Source organism: Rossellomorea aquimaris (assembly GCF_003315075.1).
In the GTDB taxonomy this organism is placed as follows: Bacteria; Bacillota; Bacilli; order Bacillales; family Bacillaceae_B; genus Rossellomorea; species Rossellomorea aquimaris_C.
This window is the reverse complement of record NZ_QNRJ01000004.1, coordinates 92,372-115,023: the sequence shown is the minus strand read 5'-3', so window position 1 is coordinate 115,023 and position 22,652 is coordinate 92,372. Positions and strand designations below refer to the sequence as shown.

Below are 22,652 nucleotides of genomic sequence, written 5' to 3'. Positions count from 1 at the left end.
CTCTTTTTATTGGATGAAGGTTCAACGGATATTTCCTCGGAAATTGTCGAGGCATGATTCAGAGCCTGTTCATTAAATCGTTAAAAAACGTGGCGATTTCAAGTTGGTTTGTCCTTTACAGTGTTGGTATAATAGACAAAGAGTTTGTTTTTTGAAAGGAGCTTACGATGCGTTCTTCTTATGTATTAAATTTATTTCTATACTTTCCTGAAGATAAGTCGGAATATATCCCTGCAAGCATTACCATGGCCATCTTCTTAATAGCTACCTTATTGACGTTCCGTTTAATTATAAAGGTTTCAAAACGTGAAGAATTGAAAACGAAGAAGATGGAAGAGGAAGCGAGGCAGCATCATAAAAGGGAAAGAGAATAAAAAGAATGGAACACGCTTAAATGTATAGGCGTGTTTTTTGTTGTGTTCATACAACACGCTTCACCAGATCTGCAGTGGTTTTTCGTGGAAATAGGGAATACTTTTCTACCTCAACGTCAACAATGGTGAAAGAGTATGCAGATTTGGAGGAAGTGCGAAATGAAAAAAATATCACTATTATATATGATCATGATGAGTGTAGTAATTGGGGCATGTGCCATTGAAAACCCGAAAAAGGTTGAAGTGGATATAAAAAATGAGAATGGGGATTCACTTGGAAAAGCCACCCTGCAAGAGAAATCAGATGGAGTGGAAGTCGGATTGAACCTAGAAGGTTTGCCGCCTGGTGAACATGGGATTCACATCCACGAAAAAGGAGTATGTGAACGACCCGATTTTGTATCTGCAGGGAATCACTTCAATCCTGATGATAAAAAACATGGACTTCTTCATCCTGAGGGGTCACATGGAGGTGATCTTCCTAACATCATCGTTGAGGATGATGGCGTAGCAAAGGTCAAGCTGATGGCAGGTGGTGTCACCTTGACGAAAGGGAAGACGTCCCTTTTCACTAAAGAGGGGACATCTTTGATCATTGATGAAAACAAAGACGATGGAATGACCCAGCCTTCAGGCGATTCCGGTAAACGTATCGCTTGCGGGGAAATTGTGAGTGATAAGAAGAAGTAGAATAAGGCGTGAGCTTGCAACAAAGTTTGTACCTGGTACAAATGAACTGAAATGTACCAGGTACAAAAAAGTTGAAAATAAAAGTGCAGAAGTTGAAATAAGCCCCTCGATTAGCCCAAAGCTTTTCGCAGTCTTTCCAACCCATCCATCAACGTCTCTCGTGGACAGGCAATATTCATACGTACAAAGCCTTCCCCGCCTGGTCCGTATTTCGGTCCGGGTTCCAATGCGAGTTTTCCTTTGTCAAGTAGGCGTTCCTTCAGCTCTTCATCAGAGAGTTCCATCTTTGTACAATCTATCCAGAGCAAATAGGTTCCTTCAGGGTCCACCAATTGGAGTTCAGGCAGATGCTCTCCAATGAATTCCTTCGTGACTCTCACGTTTTCCTGCAGGTACGTAAGTATTTCTTCCAGCCATGCCCCGCCAAAGCGATAGGCTGCTTCCATTCCGACAATCCCGAACGTATTGAGAGTGAAGAAGCCCTGTTTTTTATGAATGGCGGCGATTTTTTCCCGGAGATCCGGATTGGGAGTGATCATGGCTGAAGCCTGTAATCCTGCAAGGTTGAAGGTTTTGCTAGGTGCGATGCACGTGATTGTGATATCTCTGAATGAGTCATGAAGAGATGCCAGTGGAATATGGGTATGAGTTTCATAAACCAGATCTGAATGAATTTCATCCGACACGATCACGACATTGTACCGATGGCATAATTCAGCTATTTTCATTAGCTCATCTTTCCTCCATACACGACCGCTCGGATTATGTGGATTACATAATAAGAAGAGCTTCACACCAGATTTTAAAGATTCCTCAAACGCACTAAAATCGATAGAATAGCTTCCGTCATCATAATCCAGTTGAGCATTGACAATTTCCCGGTCATTGTCCTCCACCAGGCTGAAAAAGGGTGTATAGACAGGGGATTGTACGAGCACTTTATCTCCCGGAACAGTAAGTGCCTGAATAACGGTCGAAATAGCCGGTACAACTCCTGGACTGTATTGAAGCCACGTTTTCTCAATTTCCCAGCCGTGACGTTTTTGAAGCCATTCCTTAATGCTTGCTGCCGTATCATCCCCAACAAAGGTATAACCAAAGATCCCGTGTTTCAGTCGATCCTGCAGGGCGTCCAACACATTTTGTGGCGGTAGGAAATCCATATCTGCCACCCACATGGGCAGAACATCGTCCCTCCCAAACACCGTCTTCGTCAAATCCCACTTAACGGAAGATGACCCTTTTCGGTTGATGATTTCTTCAAATTTACTCACGAATTTGTCCCCCTTCTAAATATGTAATGGTTAATGTAATCATATGATGTAATCGGAAAAGATGAAAATTATTTGTTTAGCGGATCGTGTTCGAATTGAAAATCAACAGAAAAAAGGGACTTCTCCCTACGTTTCAGATATGAGCGTTTGGGAAAGTCCTTTTTTGTATAAAGCCTGTGTCTCGGAGTCCTCTGTAATTCCTTCTAGAGGGGCGGATACAAATTGCTGAATGTGTTCCAATACTTCTTCAGGCTTCTCTTCAGGAACGAGATGACCCGTTTCTTCTAAAACCACGAGCCTGGAGTTCGGGATATCCTGTTTCAGCTTATGCCCCGTGGATAAGGGGACCACTCTGTCATGTTCCCCCCAGACTAGAAGGCAGGGTGTTTGAATGTTGCGCAAATCGCTTACCGTTAAATCTCCTTCACGATCTCGAATCATCCTCGTCAATGCCTTGAAAATATCATCCTCAAGAAATGGCTTCAAATACCCGAACATCATTTCATCATCAATCATGTTTGAATCATGTACGACATTTTCAAGATTATTCCGTATCCCTGATCGTGTAAGCCACAGTTTTACATACAGATGGAAAAAAGGAATATGACTTAGCATCGTGACAGGCCACTTCATTTTCTTGAGATAGCCGGAACTGCACAGGAGTACACCCTTTTCGACTAGGGAAGGTGCTTTTTTCATCACGTTCAGAGCGATTTGCCCACCCATTGAATGGCCCGTTAAGTGGACATTTCTAACATTCAAGTGGTCTAATAAGGCGATAACCGTGTTGGCCAGATTGTCGTAAGAATAGATGAATCGATTGTTTTTCTCGCTGTTCCCAAAGGGTGGGAGATCGATGGAAATGACATTATAATTTTCTTTCAATAGAGGCGTAAGCCGTCTAAAGCTAAAGGTTGATGATAGAAATCCATGAAGAAGGACGAAGGTTTCCGTGGCTGCAGGATGCTGATGATGTTCAAAGTAAACATTGGCACCATTCACCTGAACCACCTTTGCAAAATCTTGTTCTTGCATACTTCGTCACTCCTCTCTACTTCGTTTACAGATATTTTACCCCTATTTCTGCTTTTAACACCCCGAGTCGAAAGTTGTTTCATATCCAATTGTAATTATGGAGGTAATGGGGAAAATAGACTTAAAGTGATGATCCCAGCGACTTCTGATATAATAAAATCATTTAGTGGTGATGAGGAGGAAGCAGAATGCAACTAAGAGAAATGGAGCTTGATTTGGTAAGGATTTTGCAAAAGGATGCCAGGATTTCCACAGAGAATCTAGCGAAAATGCTTCAAGTAACAATAGAGGAAATAGAGAATGCAATCGAAAAGCTTGAAAAAGACAATGTTCTTGTCAGATACAGTTCCGTTGTGGATTGGTCCAAAGTAGAAGGTCATGAAGGGGTAACGGCGATGATCGATGTGAAAGTCGCTCCGAAAAGGGGAGTGGGATTCGATGAAGTGGCCCACCGTATTTATCGTTATAAAGAAGTGAAAAGCGTTTATCTCATGTCCGGGGCATACGACCTTTCTGTCACGGTGGAGGGCCGGACCATGCATGAAGTAGCTACGTTCGTTTCTGAGAAGCTGTCGACTCTGGATTCCGTTTTATCTACAACCACTCATTTTCAATTGAAGAAGTACAAACATGATGGCACCATTTTCGGTGATCATGGTGAAGATAAACGAATTGTGGTGTCTCCATGAAGACTAAGACATCTTACATATCTCAATCTGTGAAAAACTTAAAGCCTTCCGGGATCCGGAAATTCTTTGATTTGGCAGCCAATATGGAAGGGGTCATATCGCTCGGGGTCGGGGAACCGGATTTCATTACCTCCTGGACGGTGCGGGAAGCCGCTATTCTTTCCTTGGAGCAAGGCTACACCTCTTATACAGCGAACGCAGGCCTATTGGAGCTGAGGGAGAAGATTGCCGCGTATATGAAAGAGGGCTACTCCGTAGACTACGATCCCAAAGATGAGATCATTGTGACAGTCGGTGCCTCTCAGGCCCTTGATATCAGTATGCGTGCAATCATCGACCAGGGAGACGAGGTCATTGTGGCGGAACCTGGCTTCGTTTCCTATGTACCTCTTGTTCAATTGGCAGGTGGAGTAGCGGTAACGGTCGGAACCAAGCCGGAAAATGACTTCAAAGTCACAGCCGAAGAACTCGAAGCAGCCATCACTCCCCGTACAAAAGCCGTCTTACTTTGTTCGCCCAATAATCCAACGGGGACGGTCCTTGAAAGAGAGAACCTGGAAGAATTAGCAGAAGTGATTCGGAAGCATGATCTAGTTGTCCTATCAGATGAGATATACTCTGAGCTTGCTTATGATCATCGCCACGTGTCCATTGCTTCTTTAAAGGACATGAGAAAACGTACCATCGTAATCAATGGGTTCTCAAAAGGATTTGCCATGACGGGCTGGAGACTGGGGTATATATGTGCTCCTGAAGAGATCGCTTCTTCCTTACTTAAAATTCATCAATATGCCATGATGTGTGCGTCCACCCCTGCTCAGCATGCTGCCGTGGAGGCACTCGATAAAGGGATGGATGATGTGATGGAAATGAAGCGAAGCTATCGTCATCGACGACACTATTTTGTTGACTCCTTAAATGAGTTGGGATTAACCTGCCACACCCCGGGAGGAGCATTCTATGCCTTTCCTTCCATTAAGAAAACGGGAATGTCTTCAGAGGAATTCGCAGAAAAGCTTCTTATGGAAGAAAAAGTTGCGGTCGTACCCGGTAATGTGTTCGGTAAAGGGGGAGAAGGATATATTCGTTGTTCTTATGCCTCCAGTATGGAACAGCTGCAGGAAGCCGTGAAACGGATGAAGCGTTTTGTTGAAAATCATAGTTAGGAAATGAGGGTGCCTGGCACAAAAGAACACATTTGTGCCAGGCACCTTTTTAATTTGGGCAAAAAAAATAGGACGATAAAATATCGTCCAACAAATGAAAACAAAAGGGGGAATACTTAGAAAGCTTATTTTCAGTATGATCCCTTTTTTCACTATCTATACATCATTTTTTAAAAAATTTCAGGTTTCGCTCTTTTCATACTTCAGTTCATACAACATTTGCATCACACGCAGGAAATCTTCTTCAGTGAATTCCTTCGCCTTGCGGAGGATCAGCTTTGTTCGTTTTGGCCCCAATTCTTTGATCAGCTGTTCCATTTCAGCGTCAACGCCTGTTGAAGGATGATCTTTCACTTCCCGTTCCATCAGTTCAGAAGCGGGTATATCAAGTACAGTTGACAGCTTAAGAATCGTTTGTGTATCAGGAATCTGTAGATCGGATTCATACTTTTCAATCGTCTTTGTGCCTAATCTGGCCCTTAAAGCAAGCTCCTGCTGAGATAGTTTGCGCTCTTCGCGTACCCGTTTTAAATTCTCACCAAAGTGTGACATGCTAAAGTCCCTCCCCATAGAATACCTTCCTTATATCTACAGTTTATCACCATTTGGAAAAAAATAGCCCCCATTCTCGTGAACAAAATGTTAATAATAAAAAGCCCGCCTCCAGGGACGGACCTCTCATTCAGGTTAAAAATACAAGTAAAATGGCTACTGGTACGATATAGCGGAGAAGGAAGATCCAGCTGTTGAATAATGCCGGTGATATGGAGGATCCTGATTTAAGCTCGTTCCATACGTCTTCCCGTTTCAGTCGATAAGATACAAATATGCTTATCAATAATGCACCGATCGGCAATCCGAAATTACTCGTTATATAATCTGCAAAGTCAAAGAAGTTCTTTCCCTGGATGAGGACATCACCGAATACTCCAAATGAAAGGGCACTTGGAATGCCTGCAAAGAAAACCAGTATTCCGATTAACCATGTAAATGGCTTACGTTTCGATTGATTTCCTTTTGACAGGGCTGCGACTCCAATTTCAAGAATGGAGAAAGCAGAAGTCAGGGTTGCAAACAATAGTAAAATCAGGAACACTGTTAAGAAAATGCCACCGAATGCAATTTCATTAAACACGGCAGGCAGAACCACAAAGGCAATTCCCGGTCCTTCATCCGGTTGGAAACCAAGGGCGTACACAGCAGGGAAAATGACCAATCCTGCCAATAATGAGATAAAGATATTTAACCCGGATACACTGATGGCGGATCTTGGCATGCTGTCCTCTTTGGAAAGATAAGACGCATACGTCACCATGACAGAAAGTCCGACCGTAAGTGCAAAGAACGCTTGTCCTAACGCAAGTAATACCGTTTCCCCATTCAAATAGCTCCAGTCAGGCAATAACAGGAAGCGGACACCCTCCATCGCACCTTCCAAGGTAAGGGACCTGATCACTAAAATAATAAATAAAATAAATAATGCCGGCATCATATAACGACTTGCCCGTTCAATCCCTTTTTGGATCCCGCCTTGTACGACAAGGATTGTGATGACAATAAAAATGAACTGTGCAATCAGCACTTCTTTTGGATTGGCAATGATGCTTTCGAATAAGGCTCCGTACCCCTCTTGAGTTTTCCCGATTAAAGAGCCCGTCACACTCCGGGCCAAATAAGAAAGGATCCAGCCGCCCACAACACTGTAAAAGGATAATATGATAAAAGAAACAACCGTTCCTAAATAGCCGATCCAATGCCAATAAGAATGAGGCGCCAACTTCTTGTAGGAAGTAACGGCGTCGGCTCCCGCCCGTCTTCCGATAACAAACTCTGCGAGGAGAATGGGGGCACCGATCAAAACGGTGAAAAGGATAAAGAGTAAGAAGAAGACACCCCCTCCATTTGCACCTGCCATATAAGGGAATTTCCAAATGGCACCGAGACCTATAGCAGAACCGGCAGCCGCCAGAATGAATCCAATTTTAGAAGTCCATTGTTCTTTTTTGGCCAAAATTAATATCCTCCTTTCGAAAAAATAAGATTTTTCAATCGTACTATGTTTTACACCCTCTGTACACCGGATTTTTAAATTTTCAATATATAAGAAATAGGGGGGGGAGCGCCATCATATAAGTGTTAGCAAACAATATGGCCACATGTATTTCCATTTATTATGTGTGAAAACGTTTGAAAACATTACAATTAACCTAATTTCTAGAAAAGTAGTCAAAAACATGATGAATGGGCTGGAAATTTCTCTAAAATGTAGTATACTAATTGTAACAAAACGTTCACAAATTATTCTTTTTTTCGCCATAATTGAAAGCGTTTACTACCGAATTGGAGGGATTTAGTATGGATGTATTTCTTGTTTATCTTTTTATCGCCACCGCTACTCCGTTATTTCTTTGGGTGGAACATCGTAAATGGGCGGTTCTTCATATCCCATTTGTTATAGCCTTATGGGCAGCGTTTATTTATTACGTAGCCGTTCCGGAACTTGGAGGATGGGGACATGTGACGCTGTGGAGCCTGTTTGTTGCAAACCTTGCCTTCGCCCACATCGCAGCCTTCATGTTATATGCCTTGCCATTTATCCAAAAGCAACGAAAGAAGAAAACAATCACTGTAAAGAATTAGTCTGGTCCGATGTTCATTGGGTCAGGCTTTTTTTTTTTTGTGGTCATTTTAAGAGAATGGATTCAATTGTAAATATATGAAACAAAATCCACTTCATAAACGTTACATAATTGAGAGCTTCAAAGAGAAAGGGGGAAGGCGATAGTGGAAAATGAGCACTTGATCGAGCGTGCAAAAAAAGGAGACCTGCAGGCATATAGTCATTTGATCACCTATTATTCTCCCATCGTTGAACGGTTTGCCTATCAGATGGGGAATTCTATTGCGGATATACCAGATATTACCCAGGAAGTGTTCATTCGTGTATATCGGTTTCTGGACGGGTTCTCTTATGCGAAGTTTACAACCTGGCTTTATAAAATCACTTTAAATGTGTCGAGGGACTTTAAACGAAAGGAAAATCAGCACAACAATCGAGTGAAAAAAATCGGGAATGAACCCTCAGAAAACGTCATTACTCCTCAAGAACGTATCCTGAGACAGGAAGAGGATCGAATGCTCCACGAATGTATTCAAAAGCTGGATGGTAAATATCAAATACCAATCATCCTTTACTATTTTCATGAAAAGAAGTATGAAGAAATGGCTGAAATACTGTCAATCAATTTATCTACTGTCAAAACAAGGTTATTAAGAGGGAAAAACCTCTTGAAAAAAGAACTGAAAGAGGCTGAAAAGAGGGAGGGGAGATTGAATGGATGACAAGATGCTCGAAAAACGCATGGAATTATTGAATCAATCGTATAAGAAAATTCCGGATCAGACCAATCCCTCAGACATCATACAAGCCATAAAACAAGAAGGAAAATCCCAAAAGAAGCGGCCACTTATTCATTGGCCATACGTCGCAAGTTTCATTGGTGTACTTCTGATTGGTGCGGTACTCATCCTGCAGCTTACAATGGATGAACCAGGACGACAGAATGGGGATCAAGCTGATTTTGCCGGTGAGTCAGACCAACGACTTCACAGGGAAATAGAAGATGCGAAAGCTCAATATGAGTTAAGGAAAATTCAAGCAATGGAGCGGCTCGGGTTTACGGAAGTCATATTTAATTCGACTGTGATCGCCCGGGAGGCAGGGCGGCATCTCACATATATCGAGTCCATTCCAAAGCGGGACTTCTCAAATGAAAGAAAAGTGGAGTGGGTCCAGAGAGCGAGTGAGGAATTGGATCAGATATTGGCCACTCCCGATGTGATGATGAAAAATCTGAAAGCTCCTTTAACGAAGGAAGAAGCGGAAGTATGGGTGGATGATTTTATTCAAAAGGAACAAGATGTCCTCCCTCTATATGAGGACGTGCTGAATGATTATAAGGAATATTGGAAGCCTCATGTTGAGGATGGAAAGTTCAATATGAAGGAGTTCAATCATATGAAAAATGACTATCCCCCCAAACTATGGTTGTTGAGGGATGGAATATTCAATAATGCTGTTAAGCTATCGTATAACAGTGAGGCGGACCGGCTTGAGGCTACATTGGATGTGGATTACTTCAGGATGATCACGAATCGTGATGCCTTACCGGAAGGATATGAATTGTATTTGATCACCCGTTTTGATCCAGTCATTCAAGCAGGTGAATTGACAGGAACATGGAAAGAAGCAGCTGATCGCTTGATGGACTACGAAAAGATGTTAAAGGAATTGCCGGATAACTCAAGATTCAGGGTAGAAGTGAAACATGAATACAATCTTCTCTATCAATACTTTACAAATGGAAATGTGTATCAGCCCATCTTCAATGAAAGTGATGAATTGAAATCACATGTAGAAGAAGCCTACCGATATATACTGAAAGAGTATCCAGATTACACAACATCCCTTCATCTGAAAGAAGTATATGAGGAGTTAAGACGTGTGAATTTCGTTAAGCCAGATCGTTGGGTTCAGAAGACACCGGTCATTTTGTCTTCTGAGACAGAAGAACTTTATAAAGAGCGCTAAGTTTACACTGTTTTAATAATTTTAATTATTGGGAAGCATAACTAGTGAGAATGCAATTATAGATGGGAAATCGAAGAAAAATGGGGTTTGTTTCATAGGTCTGACAGAATTAAATTTTGCCGAATCCCGGATTCTATGATATAATCTACAATTGCGTGTAAAGACGAAAAATAATATATATACTAGGAGTGTTACCATGACTACAAAATTCGAAACAGGAACTGTTGTAACAGGTAAAGTTACAGGCATTCAACCATACGGTGCGTTCGTTGCACTTGACGAAGAAACACAAGGATTAGTTCATATCTCTGAAATCACACACGGCTTTGTTAAAGACGTTAGCGAGCACCTTTCAGTAGGCGACGAAGTAAAGGTTAAAGTATTATCAGTAGACGAAAAAGCTGGTAAAATCAGCCTTTCTATCCGTGCTACAGAAGAAGCTCCTGCAGCACCTCAAGCAAAACCTGCAGCAGCGAAAAAACCTCGCCGTCAAGGTCAAGGAAGTGTAAAGCAAGCAAACGAAGAAACAACACCAGCTGGCTTCAACACTCTTAAAGACAAGCTTGAAGAGTGGATCGAACAATCAGAACGTCAAGATCTAATCAAGAAATAATACAATTTATAAGAAGACTGCCTTTCTTGGAGGGCGGTCTTTTTTTTAATCCTGTTTTGAAAAAGAGGAGTTCTGATCTATCTTAGAGAATCTATACTATAATTGGAAAAGCCAGTTGAAAGGCGGGATGAATTGAAAGAGAAAATAGGTAATCTATTAAGTGAAAATCAATGTACTCATATCCTCTATTCTTATCATGATCGAAACCGATATCTAGAAAATGCCGTTGCGTATGTTCTCGAGGGGATCGAAAAGGGGGATTCCGTTGTTCTGATTGAGAACGAGAGGAACCTGAATGTATTGTTTAAACAGTTAAACAATCATTTAACCAGCGACCAATTAAAGAAAATTCACGTGATCAGTAACTATGATTTCTATCAATCGAGTGGAAGCTACCACCCGCCAGCCATTTATGAACAATTAACGAAGTCCATCACCCCGTTCTTAGAGAACGACATACCTTTTCGCTCGTGGACAAATGTGGAATGGGGCACATTGGAAGACCCGGCTTCCATCATCGAGTGGTTCGAAGAAGAAACGGATCGTGCTATTCATGAGTATGACCTGACCATCGTCTGTGCGTACGAATCAGTGAAAATGCCTGACCATCTGGAGGATGCACTAAAGAAAAGTCATGGGCACATTATGACGGATGAAGATATCGTGATCTCGAAAGTATACAGTAGTACTAATTAGTCTAAGAACAGGCGATGATCCCCATGAAGAGGGTTGTCGTCTTTTTTTTGTTCTTTTCGTAAAGTTTGTTGCTATTTGTTCTGTCAAAAAAATTATCGTAAATTAACGAAAAATAAAGAATTTTTGAACAATATACTTGTCCGTACCTCATAAATGGCATATAATGATAATGAAAGCGCTTTACATATAGAAAAATACATAAATACAGGAGGATTTTAGATGCTTTATAATAATCCGAATACTGAAGGTTCATTGGTACAATTCAAAGACAAGTATGAGAACTTTATTGGAGGCGAATATGTGCCGCCGGCAAGTGGAGAATATTTTGAAAATGTATCACCTGTTACCGGTAAAGTTTTCACGAAAATTGCCCGTTCAAACAAAGAAGATGTCGAAAAGGCATTAGATGCAGCGCATGCAGCAAAAGACGCATGGGGTAAAACCTCTGTTACGGAAAGATCCATTATCTTAAATAAAATCGCGGATCGTATGGAAGAAAACTTAGAAATGCTTGCTGTAGCCGAAACATGGGATAATGGTAAGCCGGTTCGTGAAACACTGGCGGCAGATTTACCACTTGCCATTGATCACTTCCGTTATTTCGCCGGATGTATCAGAGGCCAGGAAGGATCACTTGGTGAAATCGATAATGACACGGTCTCTTATCATTTCCATGAGCCGATCGGGGTTGTAGCCCAGATCATTCCTTGGAACTTCCCGATTCTGATGGGTGTATGGAAGATTGCCCCTGCCCTTGCTGCGGGGAACTGTGTAGTCTTGAAGCCTGCTGAGCAAACGCCTGCTTCCATCATGGTTCTGGTTGAACTGATTAAAGACCTGCTGCCTAAAGGTGTACTGAATGTTGTTCAAGGATTTGGAGTGGAAGCAGGGAAACCTCTAGCTCAAAGTAAGCGTGTTGGTAAGGTAGCCTTCACAGGTGAAACGACAACAGGTCGCCTGATCATGCAATATGCTTCTCAAAACATTATCCCTGTCACATTGGAGCTTGGTGGTAAATCCCCTAATATCTTCTTTGAAGATGTCATGGATCAGGATGATGATTTCCTTGATAAAGCAGTGGAAGGTTTCGTCATGTTTGCACTGAATCAAGGAGAAGTGTGTACATGTCCTTCAAGAGCGCTAATCCAGGAATCGATCTACGATAAGTTCATGGAGCGTGCGATCGAACGCGTGAAACAAATCAAGCAGGGGAACCCGTTAGATTCAGATACAATGCTGGGTGCCCAAGCTTCTCAAGAACAATTGGATAAGATTCTATCTTATATTGAAATTGGGAAAGAAGAGGGAGCGGAATTACTGATCGGTGGTGAGCAGAATACACTGGATGGAGATCAGGAAGCAGGTTTCTATGTGAAGCCGACCGTCTTCAAAGGCAACAACAAAATGCGTATTTTCCAAGAAGAAATCTTTGGCCCTGTTGTTTCCGTTACAACGTTCAAAACGAAAGAAGAAGCACTTGAAATCGCCAATGATACTCTTTACGGCCTTGGAGCAGGTGTATGGACGCGTGACATGAACACGGCTTACCGTTTCGGTAGAGAGGTTCAAGCAGGACGCGTATGGACTAACTGTTATCACCAATACCCGGCACATGCGGCATTCGGTGGATACAAAATGTCCGGGATCGGTCGCGAAAATCATAAAATGATGCTATCACACTATCAACAAACGAAGAATTTACTAGTCAGCTATAGTCCTAAAGCGTTAGGATTCTTCTAAAATGGAACAGCGACTAGAGGCGACAGAACAAGCCCTCCATCTGATTGAAACGTTAAAAGGCAAGCACGGTGCCCTCCTGTTTCATCAATCTGGAGGCTGTTGTGATGGCAGTTCTCCTATGTGTTTAAGTCAGGATGATTTGATCATCGGTGACAGTGATGTATTAGTAGGTACTGTAGCCGACTGTCCTTTTTATATGAACGAACAACAATATGAGTATTGGAAGCATTTCCAGATCATATTGGATGTAAAAGAAGGGAGGGGAGGAGTGTTCTCTTTGGAATCAACGGAAGGCGTACGCTTTATCACGGATTCCAAATTGATCAAACCATAAACGTGAAGGTTATGGTTCACCCTTCTACTCTCAATGATGATGTATAGAGACAACCTTTTTATAGGTTGTCTCTTTTTCAGTGTAACAAATTCCGCACCCCAATTCACCCCATCCCCAAAAACAAAAAGCCACTCTTTAAAAAAAGAAAGTGGCCGACCAACATTAAAACGAATTCCGTTCGATCCCGTACTTCCGAATCCGATACTGCAGATTCTGCCGGCTCATTCCAAGGGACTTCGCCGTTTTGGTGATATTAAAGTCATGGTATTTCAAAGATTTTTGAATATAATAGGTTTCGGCTTCTTCAATGAAAATCTCCAGCGGTTTGATCTCTGTTCCGGATTGGTAGAGGAACAGAGATTCATCCTGGCTTTCTTCTCCGGCAGCGGAGTGGTGGATGCGTTGCCTGAAACCAAATGGAAGATGATTGAAACCGATCTCCTCTTCAAAGCCAACAAGATTAAACGCTCCCTCGATGACATGCTCAAGCTCCCTTACATTGCCTGGCCAGTCATACTGCTGGAAAATGTCCCTTACTTCATTCGAAACCCCCTTAATACTCATGGCAAAATGGTGGTTGAACTGGTCAATGAAATAGTTCACAATCTCCGGTAAATCTTCTTTTCTCGAACGGAGAGAAGGGATGAAGATTGAAACAATGCTCAGCCTGTAATAGAGTTCCTTTAATAACCGTCCTTCTGCGATGGCGTCGATGGGATCCTCGTTCACCGTAGCCATCACCCGTACATCGTATGGAAGGTCCGTCCCCCGAGAAAAGAAGTTTAATAGCTTCTCCTGGAGGGAAGGGGTTAAGGAGTTGATTTCGTCGAGGAGAAGCGTTCCTCCCTGTGCTTGTTGGAAGAGGGAGGGCCGGTGGTCTTCCGGGTTGCTCGTGTCCGCCTCCTCATGAAACAGGATTTCTTCAAGCATATCATCACGTAATGATGAACAGTTCTGGGTGATGAAGGGACGATTGGAACGGGCGCTGTCGTTATGGATGCTTTGAGCGAAAAGCTCCTTGCCGGTTCCGATTTCACCACAGATTAACACAGGGGAAGAAGTCCTTGTCGCCCGCTTTCCGGTTTCCACTGCATCCTGCAGGCGGTGATGCTGACCGATAATGCTATCAAAGGTAAATAAGCTGCTTGGGCGCTTGTGTATATGATCTCTCATCACTTTTTCGAGCTTGGTGATGTCCCTGGCAATCTCAATCGCTCCAATCAACACCTCATCATGAAAAATAGGGAATGTATCGTTCATCGTGGTGATTTCGATTCCATTTATATTAAAGTAAGTTTGCTTCACATTAAGGGTAGGTTGCTTTGTGCTTAGAACTTTAAGAAGGGTACTTTCCTCTTCAGAATGAAATTGGAAAACATCCAGCAAATTTTTATCCAGGACGTCTTCAATTTCCATGCCTTCGATTTCACGCATTTTGCGATTGTAGATGATGGTTCTCCCTGTAGAATCGATGACATGAACGCCTGATTCGAGATGTTCAGCGACTTTTTCGTACATATACAAACGCTTTTCAGATTCCAGCATGCAGTCTCTCTCCTCTTCATTTTGGTTAGATCTTACTGCCAAACGTATCGTCTATAGTCTTCTTCTTGCGCAAATTTTTCAGCCGTTCGCTGTTTGATTTAAGACTTGGTATCAAAGGAATCCGCAAAAAGAGTGGGATTATAAAAAATTTTAAAAAAACTCTTGAATAATGCAACTATCTTTTGCATTATTATAAGTGTAAGGGTTTTCTAAATGCAAATATTTTTTGCATGTCAGGTACCGACTCCTAAGCGGGCGGACCGGGATATCTTCTGCTTCACCTTCAAGCAAAAACAACACAAGAAACACTTTGAAAGCATGAAAACGGGAATGGGCCTTTGTCTGCAGGGGCTCCATCCTTGTATATAAATAATTAGTTTTTTCATTACCTAAGGAGGAACCTATATGACAGTAAGTACTCATTCGATTATTGAACAAACGGAGAAATATGGTGCGAAAAATTATCATCCACTTCCAATCGTCATTTCAGAGGCGGAGGGTGTATGGGTGAAAGATCCAGAAGGCAATAAGTATATGGATATGCTTAGCGCTTATTCTGCGGTCAACCAGGGACATCGTCATCCAAAGATCATCCAGGCGTTAAAAGATCAAGCAGACCGTGTGACACTGACGTCACGTGCGTTCCACAATGATCAATTAGCCCCTTGGTATGAGAAGATTTGTAACATGACTGGTAAAGACATGGCTCTTCCAATGAATACGGGTGCCGAGGCAGTGGAAACCGCGATCAAGACAGCTCGCCGCTGGGCGTATGATGTGAAGGGTGTAGCAGAAAACAGTGCGGAAATCATCGCGTGTAACGGGAACTTCCACGGAAGAACGATGACAGCAGTTTCCCTTTCTTCCGAAGAAGAATACAAGCGTGGCTTCGGTCCGATGCTTCCAGGAATCAACTTGATTCCTTACGGTGATTTGGAAGCATTGAAATCCGCCATTACACCAAATACAGCCGCTTTCCTAATCGAACCTATCCAAGGAGAAGCAGGGATCGTCTTCCCTCCTAAAGGCTTCATGAAAGCAGCATATGAATTATGTAAAGAAAACAACGTTCTATTCATTGCAGATGAAATTCAGGCAGGTCTTGCCCGTTCCGGGAAAATGTTCGCGTGTGAGTGGGAAGATGTTGACCCTGACATGTACATTTTAGGAAAAGCACTTGGAGGCGGAGTGTTCCCTATCTCATGTGTTGTGGCCAATGAAGAAGTATTAGGCGTATTCAACCCTGGCTCCCACGGTTCTACTTTCGGAGGGAATCCAATGGCATGTGCGGTTTCCGTTGCGTCCCTTGATGTACTGATAGATGAAAACCTGGCAGACCGTTCTCTTCAAATGGGAGAATACTTTATGAGTAAACTTCGTGAGATAGATAATCCTATGATTAAGGACGTTCGTGGTAGCGGATTATTTATCGGAGTGGAACTTAACGAACCAGCCCGTAAATACTGTGAACAACTGAAAGAAGAAGGACTGCTTTGTAAAGAAACACATGATACAGTGATTCGTTTTGCTCCACCACTTGTCATCTCACAGGAAGACCTGGATTGGGCAATCGAAAGAATCAAAAAAGTACTGTCTTAATTCCCGGTTGGGTTAAAAGTTTTTTTCTTAAATCGACTGGAACAGGCGTGAAAATAAAAATTATTTCTTTCCCAAGTCAATGGTTTAAGATACGGTAATATGTTACAATTACAACGTTTCAGATCACATAATAAAGAGGCGAATGTTTACAATGGGAGAAAACCTTAATCTGTTTACTTCTACACAGCATGTCATCAATGATGCTTTATCCAAGCTAGGATATACGGAAGAAATGTATGAACTTCTGAAAGAGCCGATTCGTATGTTGACCGTTCGTATCCCGGTACGAATGGACGATGGCAGTATCAGAGTATTTACGGGCTACCGTGCACAACATAACGACGCAGTCGGACCTACCAAGGGCGGAGTGCGATTCCACCCTGAAGTGGATGAAGAGGAAGTGAAGGCTTTATCCATGTGGATGAGCTTGAAATGCGGAATTGTTGATTTACCGTACGGTGGAGGAAAAGGCGGGATCATCTGTGATCCAAGAACGATGTCTTTCACTGAATTGGAAAAGCTAAGCCGCGGCTATGTTCGTGCCATCAGTCAAATTGTCGGCCCTACTAAGGATATCCCGGCACCTGATGTGTACACAAACTCACAGATCATGGCTTGGATGATGGATGAATACAGCCGTCTTCGTGAAAATGACTCACCAGGATTCATTACAGGAAAACCGATTGTCCTTGGTGGTTCACAAGGTCGTGAAAAGGCGACGGCTCAAGGTGTTACCATCTGTATTGACCAAGCTGCAAAGAAACGTGGCATCGACATCAAAGGTGCTCGCGTCGTCATCCAAGGTTTTGGAAATGCCGGCAGTTTCTTAGCGAAGTTCATGCATGATGCCGGTGCAAAGGTGATCGCCATTTCCGATGCCCAAGGTGCCCTTCATGATCCGGCTGGTTTGGATATTGATTATCTGTTGGACCGTCGGGATAGCTTCGGTACAGTAACGACACTATTTGAAAACACGATTTCAAATAAGGAATTACTGGAACTGGAGTGTGACATCCTTGTCCCTGCAGCGATTTCAAACCAAATCACTGAAGAGAATGTCTATGATATTAAAGCATCCATTGTGGTAGAAGCTGCTAACGGTCCGACTACCTTTGAAGCAACACGAATTCTTTCTGAAAGAGGAATCCTGCTTGTTCCAGACGTACTAGCTAGTGCGGGTGGAGTAACGGTTTCATATTTTGAATGGGTTCAGAATAATCAGGGGTACTACTGGACGGAAGAAGAAGTAAACGAGAAGCTTCATGCTAAACTTGTCGAAGCTTTCAACAATGTATACGAAACATCTCAGAATCGTCGAGTGAATATGCGACTCGCCGCATACATGGTCGGCGCACGCAAAATGGCTGAAGCCTCTAGATTCAGAGGTTGGGTGTAACGATCGCATAATATAAAGAACGTATCTCAATGTATTGGGGATGCGTTCTTTTTTTAGTTTGTAAAGGAATTTTCAATTTAGTATCGAAATGATTAGAGAGCATCAATTCTGGGTAAAATCATTGAAATTGGCAATTAACAGAAATCATCGTACGATAAAAATGTTCTTATGTTTAAACTATTAAACATTAATGATTCGGAGGGATTCATGTGTCAACTGAAATGATAAAAGAGGAAACTTCTCTTGAAACGGTTGAATCAACACTTCAACAGCATAAGCAATTTTTTAAGTCAGGGGTTACCCGGCCAATACAATATAGAAAAGACTTGCTAGAGAAGTTCTCAGCAGTCATAAAAAATCATGAAGCAGAAATCATCGATGCATTGAAAAGAGATTTAAATAAATCAGAGATGGAAACGTATGCGACAGAAATCGGCATCCTGCTTGAAGAAATTAGATTCGTTCTGAAGAATATCGACGAATGGGCAGAACCTAAAAAGGTCAAAACGGCGAAAACACATATTGGCTCTAAAGCCTATACTGTGCCGGAGCCTTACGGGGTCACCCTGATCATCGCACCATGGAATTACCCGATCCAGCTTGCACTGGCCCCTGTCATTGGAGCGATTGCAGCCGGTAATACAGCCATCATTAAACCATCAGAATTAACTCCTTCTACCTCAGCTTTATTAGCTGAAATGATCAATACTCATTTTGACCCAAGACAGCTTTTCGTGATAGAAGGTGGAGTGGAAACGACACAGCATCTCCTGAAACAGCCATTCGATTATATTTTCTTTACCGGGAGCGTCCCCGTCGGAAAAGTGGTGATGGAAGCAGCGGCAAAGCAGCTGATACCCGTCACTCTTGAACTTGGTGGGAAAAGTCCTTGTATCGTGGATGAAACGGCGGATATCCCTCTGGCTGCGAAGCGCATCGCCTTCGGTAAAGTGACAAATGCCGGGCAGACGTGTATTGCCCCTGATTACCTGTTTATTCACAAGAGCAAGAAAGATGAATTTATCACTGAATTCAAGAAAACGGTTATTGAATTCTATGGAACAGAACCGCTTAAAAGTGATAAGTTCGGGCGGGTCGTCAACGAACGTCATTTCAATCGTTTAACAAGCTATTTGGAAGATGGTGAAATCCTCTTAGGGGGGAATGTGGATCCTGGGAGCTTGAAAATTGAACCGACTTTAATGAAGCCGAGAGATTTTACCGTACCGGTGATGCAGGATGAAATATTCGGACCGGTTTTCCCGGTCATTGAATATGAGGAGCTTGATGAAGTCATTGAATTTGTGACAGAGCGACCGAAACCGCTGGCCCTTTATCTGTTTACAAGCAATCCAATCACAGAGGAAAGAATCAATGAATCGATTTCCTACGGTGGCGGTTGTGTGAATGATACACTTATGCACATCGTTACACCATATCTTCCTTTCGGAGGGGTAGGGGAGAGCGGGATTGGAAATTACCACGGGGAATCAAGCTTCTCAACCTTCTCACATTACAAAAGCATTTTAAAACAGACGACGAAGTTTGACTTAAGCTTTCGTTATCCAAGTGGAAGATTTGGTATGCAGATCATTAAGAAGTTACTGAAATAAGAAAGGTGACCCAGAGGATGGGTCACCTTTTTAAGATGGTACGCGAGATATCCCGCTATTCTTTAATAGCGCGTCGGCTCAGTATGAGGTTCTCTTTCAAGCTCTTCCGTTGGTTTAAATAACAGGCCAAGGTTAATTAGACCGGCAATACCAACTAATCCGTATATGATTCGCGATAGAGCGGCATCTTGACCACCAAAGATGGCTGCAACAAGATCGAATTGAAAGAAGCCGATAAGTCCCCAGTTCACAGCACCAATAATGGTAAGAACCAAAGCAATACGTTGAATTGCACTCATGTTGTCTTCCTCCTTATTGAATGGCTCATTAATAAGTTTCCCATTGCGCTTATTCCTATTCAGATTGGCTGCAACAAAATTTCCTTGTGCAAGTTCTTTGCATTTTGGGGATGATATATTCGATAATAGAAAATGTGTTGAAGACATTTTGGGTTACGAAATAGTTCGGCCCTTACAAAATACAAGGAGGTAACAAATAATGAATGAATTTACTTTTTACAATCCCACCAAATTGATTTTTGGAAAAGGACAAGTAGAACAGCTGAAAGAATTGGTGCCTCAATATGGTAAAAAAGTGCTGGTCGTGTATGGTGGCGGAAGCATTAAGCGTAATGGTTTATACGATCAGGTAATGTCTGTATTGAAGGATATCGACAGTGAAGTATTCGAGCTTTCCGGAGTAGAACCGAATCCACGTCTTTCCACAGTCAGACGAGGTGTAGAGATAAGTAAAGAAAATAATATTGAATTTATATTAGCTGTCGGTGGCGGAAGTGTCATTGACTGTACAAAAGCAATTGCTGCAGGTGCAAAATATGATGGTGATGCATGGGATCTTGTAACGAAGAAAGCTTTTGCGAAAGAAGCTCTTCCATTCGGAACAGTCCTGACCCTTGCAGCGACCGGCTCAGAAATGAATGCCGGATCTGTTATCACGAATTGGGAAACGAATGAGAAATATGGTTGGGGCAGCCCTGTCACGTTCCCGCAATTCTCTATCCTGGATCCTGAGAATACCTTCACAGTACCGAAAGATCATACAATCTACGGTATGGTGGATATGATGAGTCACGTGTTTGAACAGTATTTCAATAATGCAACCAACACGCCTCTACAAGACCGTATGTGTGAGTCCGTTCTGACTACGGTTATTGAAACAGCTCCGAAGCTGATCAATGATCTTGAAAACTACGAGCTTCGCGAGACGATTCTGTACTCTGGAACAATCGCTCTTAATGGAATGCTGCAAATGGGCTACAACGGTGACTGGGCCAGTCATAACATTGAACATGCGGTGTCAGCCGTATACGACATCCCCCATGCAGGTGGACTCGCGATCCTATTCCCTAACTGGATGAAGCATAATCTGAAAGTGAATCCTTCACGATTTGCCCAGCTGGCAGAACGAGTATTCCATGTCGACCCTGCCGGTAAGTCAGAAGAGGAAGTGGCACTGGAAGGAATCGAAAAGCTTCGCGAATTCTGGACAAGCATAGGAGCACCGTCCCGTTTGGCAGACTATGATATCGACGACAGCCAACTGGACCTGATGGCAGACAAAGCCATGGTGAACGGCGAATTCGGTAACTTCAATAAATTAAACAAAGACGACGTTCTTGCTATTCTGAGAGCATCACTATAATCGATACTGAGAGGGACGGACCTTGTGAACAAGGTCCGTCCCTCTTTCTTGGTTTGTACACCAATAATTAGGGGAATATAAGCGGGTGAGAACAGTTGTTGAAAAAAAGTTCGCTATGCACACGCTTACATAAAGGGAGCTTTCTTGATTCTCGGGTCAGCTTTCGATAAAGTGAGATAGAAGAAAATATTTTAATCGGAGGATGGTTATGACACACATTCGTTTTGATTATTCAAAAGCGTTATCGTTTTTTGGAGAACACGAACTTACATACTTAAGTGATGCGGTTAAGGTTGCCCATCATTCACTACATGAACAAACAGGTGCAGGGAGCGACTTCCTTGGTTGGATCGACCTTCCTGTGGATTACGACAAAGAAGAATTTTCCCGCATTCAGAAATCAGCGGAGAAAATCAAAAATGATTCCGATATCCTTCTTGTGATCGGTATCGGTGGATCATACCTCGGAGCCCGTGCGGCGATTGAAATGCTGAACCACAGCTTCTACAATGTCCTGCCGAAAGAAAAGCGTTCCACTCCACAAGTCCTGTTTGTTGGACAAAACATCAGTTCCACTTACATGAGGGACTTAATGGACCTTCTTGATGGAAAAGATTTCTCCATCAATGTGATCTCAAAGTCCGGTACTACGACTGAACCGGCACTCGCTTTCCGCATCTTCCGCAACATGCTCGAAGAAAAATACGGTGTGGAAGAAGCACGCAAGCGTATTTATGCGACAACGGATAAGTCCAAAGGTGCCCTTAAAACCCTGGCAACAGATGAAGGTTATGAAACATTCGTCGTTCCTGATGATATTGGCGGTCGATATTCTGTCCTGACAGCAGTTGGGCTGCTTCCGATTGCTGCTAGCGGAGTGGAAATCGAGACGATGATGAGCGGTGCTGCACAGGCACGTGAAGATTTCGGGAAATCCGAGCTCACAGAGAATCCTGCGTATCAATATGCTGCGGTTCGTAACGCACTATATAATAAAGGAAAAACAATTGAAATGCTCATTAACTATGAGCCAGGTTTACAATACTTTTCTGAATGGTGGAAACAGCTATTGGGAGAGAGTGAAGGAAAAGACCAAAAAGGAATTTATCCTTCTTCAGCTAACTTCTCAACAGATCTTCATTCTCTTGGACAATATGTTCAAGAAGGACGCCGTGACATTTTTGAAACAGTCATCAAGGTTTCAGAGCCACGTCATGAGCTGAAAATCGAGAAGGCTGACAGTGATTTGGACGGCTTGAATTACTTAGCCGGTGAAACAGTGGATTTTGTAAACAATAAAGCGTTTGAAGGTACATTGCTTGCCCATACAGATGGTGGCGTACCAAACCTGATTGTGGAAATTCCGGCAATGGATGCATACACATTCGGTTACCTGGTGTACTTCTTCGAGAAAGCATGTGCGATGAGTGGATACCTTCTTGGTGTGAATCCATTTGATCAACCGGGAGTGGAAGCATACAAGGTAAATATGTTCGCCCTTCTTGGAAAACCAGGCTTTGAAGAGAAGAAGGCAGAGCTTGAAAAACGCCTTAAATAAGGAAAGAGCACTGAGGGAAATCTCAGTGCTCTTTTTACATTTTTCTTTCACTTTAGGAGAAACTATCCCTAAAAGAA

The 22,652-nt window shown here is 42.7% G+C and carries 22 protein-coding genes; 16 read left to right on the top strand and 6 right to left on the bottom strand.

Translation table 11 applies throughout. The annotated features are described in order from the left end of the window. Positions 1-167 precede the first annotated feature (167 nt). On the top strand, positions 168-374 hold the full coding sequence (locus tag DET59_RS06965; RefSeq protein WP_113968928.1) for a hypothetical protein: 207 nt from the start codon (positions 168-170) through the stop codon (positions 372-374). A gap of 159 nt (positions 375-533) precedes the next feature. Further along, a complete protein-coding gene (locus DET59_RS06960; RefSeq protein WP_113968926.1) occupies positions 534-1,064 on the top strand; it encodes a superoxide dismutase family protein in 531 nt (176 codons plus the stop codon). Between the two features lie 110 nt (positions 1,065-1,174). Here DET59_RS06960 and DET59_RS06955 read toward each other — a convergent pair whose 3' ends face one another. Then, positions 1,175-2,338 carry a MalY/PatB family protein gene (locus DET59_RS06955; RefSeq protein WP_113968925.1) on the bottom strand — a complete coding sequence of 388 codons (1,164 nt, stop codon included), beginning with the start codon at positions 2,336-2,338 and terminating at the stop codon, positions 1,175-1,177. A 126-nt stretch (positions 2,339-2,464) separates the two neighbouring features. Continuing rightward, positions 2,465-3,373, bottom strand: coding sequence for an alpha/beta fold hydrolase (locus DET59_RS06950; protein ID WP_113968924.1), 909 nt, complete (start codon positions 3,371-3,373; stop codon positions 2,465-2,467). 188 nt (positions 3,374-3,561) lie between these two features. Here DET59_RS06950 and DET59_RS06945 point away from each other — a divergent pair, with 188 nt between their 5' ends. Both DET59_RS06945 and DET59_RS06940 read left to right on the top strand, forming a co-directional pair. Beyond that, positions 3,562-4,062: an Lrp/AsnC family transcriptional regulator gene (locus DET59_RS06945; protein WP_113968922.1), complete on the top strand. Its 501-nt coding sequence runs from the start codon at positions 3,562-3,564 to the stop codon at positions 4,060-4,062. Next, positions 4,059-5,228: an aminotransferase gene (locus tag DET59_RS06940; protein WP_113968921.1), complete on the top strand. Its 1,170-nt coding sequence runs from the start codon at positions 4,059-4,061 to the stop codon at positions 5,226-5,228. Before DET59_RS06945 ends, DET59_RS06940 begins: the two co-directional genes overlap by 4 nt. A 180-nt stretch (positions 5,229-5,408) precedes the next feature. On the opposite strand, the gene DET59_RS06935 is transcribed toward DET59_RS06940, so the two are convergent. Beyond that, a complete protein-coding gene (locus tag DET59_RS06935) occupies positions 5,409-5,780 on the bottom strand; it encodes a helix-turn-helix domain-containing protein (protein WP_113968920.1) in 372 nt (123 codons plus the stop codon). 130 nt (positions 5,781-5,910) lie between these two features. Continuing rightward, positions 5,911-7,239 carry a sodium-dependent transporter gene (locus DET59_RS06930; protein ID WP_113968918.1) on the bottom strand — a complete coding sequence of 443 codons (1,329 nt, stop codon included), beginning with the start codon at positions 7,237-7,239 and terminating at the stop codon, positions 5,911-5,913. Positions 7,240-7,583: 344 nt separating this feature from the next. Here DET59_RS06930 and DET59_RS06925 point away from each other — a divergent pair, with 344 nt between their 5' ends. The 7 genes from DET59_RS06925 (at position 7,584) to DET59_RS06895 (ending at position 13,202) form a co-directional block, all read left to right on the top strand. Beyond that, positions 7,584-7,868 carry a spore morphogenesis/germination protein YwcE gene (locus tag DET59_RS06925; protein ID WP_113968916.1) on the top strand — a complete coding sequence of 95 codons (285 nt, stop codon included), beginning with the start codon at positions 7,584-7,586 and terminating at the stop codon, positions 7,866-7,868. A gap of 144 nt (positions 7,869-8,012) precedes the next feature. Continuing rightward, the gene (locus tag DET59_RS06920; protein ID WP_113968914.1) at positions 8,013-8,570 is read left to right on the top strand and encodes an RNA polymerase sigma factor; all 558 of its coding nucleotides are present in this window, start codon (positions 8,013-8,015) and stop codon (positions 8,568-8,570) included. Next, entirely contained in the window at positions 8,563-9,819 is a 1,257-nt protein-coding gene (locus DET59_RS06915) for a hypothetical protein (RefSeq protein WP_113968912.1), read from the top strand. Before DET59_RS06920 ends, DET59_RS06915 begins: the two co-directional genes overlap by 8 nt. A 196-nt stretch (positions 9,820-10,015) precedes the next feature. Continuing rightward, a complete protein-coding gene (gene yugI, locus DET59_RS06910) occupies positions 10,016-10,432 on the top strand; it encodes a S1 domain-containing post-transcriptional regulator GSP13 (protein WP_113968910.1) in 417 nt (138 codons plus the stop codon). 132 nt (positions 10,433-10,564) lie between these two features. Beyond that, a complete protein-coding gene (locus DET59_RS06905) occupies positions 10,565-11,128 on the top strand; it encodes an MEDS domain-containing protein (protein ID WP_181778083.1) in 564 nt (187 codons plus the stop codon). Positions 11,129-11,347: 219 nt separating this feature from the next. After that, positions 11,348-12,868, top strand: a complete 1,521-nt coding sequence (gene adh / locus DET59_RS06900; RefSeq protein ID WP_113968905.1) for an aldehyde dehydrogenase — start codon at positions 11,348-11,350, stop codon at positions 12,866-12,868. A 1-nt stretch (position 12,869) separates the two neighbouring features. Further along, positions 12,870-13,202, top strand: coding sequence for a DUF779 domain-containing protein (locus DET59_RS06895; protein ID WP_113968903.1), 333 nt, complete (start codon positions 12,870-12,872; stop codon positions 13,200-13,202). Positions 13,203-13,364: 162 nt separating this feature from the next. Here the strand turns inward: DET59_RS06895 and DET59_RS06890 are convergent, their stop codons facing one another. Beyond that, positions 13,365-14,747 carry a sigma-54 interaction domain-containing protein gene (locus DET59_RS06890; protein WP_113968901.1) on the bottom strand — a complete coding sequence of 461 codons (1,383 nt, stop codon included), beginning with the start codon at positions 14,745-14,747 and terminating at the stop codon, positions 13,365-13,367. Positions 14,748-15,152: 405 nt separating this feature from the next. On the opposite strand from DET59_RS06890, the gene DET59_RS06885 reads away from it, so the two are divergent. From DET59_RS06885 to DET59_RS06875, 3 genes are all read left to right on the top strand, one after another. Continuing rightward, positions 15,153-16,346: an ornithine--oxo-acid transaminase gene (locus DET59_RS06885; RefSeq protein WP_113968899.1), complete on the top strand. Its 1,194-nt coding sequence runs from the start codon at positions 15,153-15,155 to the stop codon at positions 16,344-16,346. A gap of 151 nt (positions 16,347-16,497) precedes the next feature. Beyond that, positions 16,498-17,742, top strand: coding sequence for a Glu/Leu/Phe/Val family dehydrogenase (locus tag DET59_RS06880; RefSeq protein WP_113968897.1), 1,245 nt, complete (start codon positions 16,498-16,500; stop codon positions 17,740-17,742). A 221-nt stretch (positions 17,743-17,963) separates the two neighbouring features. Next, on the top strand, positions 17,964-19,355 hold the full coding sequence (locus DET59_RS06875) for an aldehyde dehydrogenase (RefSeq protein ID WP_113969154.1): 1,392 nt from the start codon (positions 17,964-17,966) through the stop codon (positions 19,353-19,355). 62 nt (positions 19,356-19,417) lie between these two features. On the opposite strand, the gene DET59_RS06870 is transcribed toward DET59_RS06875, so the two are convergent. Next, positions 19,418-19,654: a DUF378 domain-containing protein gene (locus DET59_RS06870; protein WP_113968895.1), complete on the bottom strand. Its 237-nt coding sequence runs from the start codon at positions 19,652-19,654 to the stop codon at positions 19,418-19,420. A gap of 199 nt (positions 19,655-19,853) precedes the next feature. Here DET59_RS06870 and DET59_RS06865 point away from each other — a divergent pair, with 199 nt between their 5' ends. Together DET59_RS06865 and DET59_RS06860 are read left to right on the top strand one after the other, a co-directional pair. Further along, positions 19,854-21,017 carry an iron-containing alcohol dehydrogenase gene (locus tag DET59_RS06865; protein WP_113968893.1) on the top strand — a complete coding sequence of 388 codons (1,164 nt, stop codon included), beginning with the start codon at positions 19,854-19,856 and terminating at the stop codon, positions 21,015-21,017. 208 nt (positions 21,018-21,225) lie between these two features. Continuing rightward, entirely contained in the window at positions 21,226-22,575 is a 1,350-nt protein-coding gene (locus tag DET59_RS06860) for a glucose-6-phosphate isomerase (protein ID WP_113968891.1), read from the top strand. The last annotated feature ends 77 nt before the right edge of the window (positions 22,576-22,652 follow it).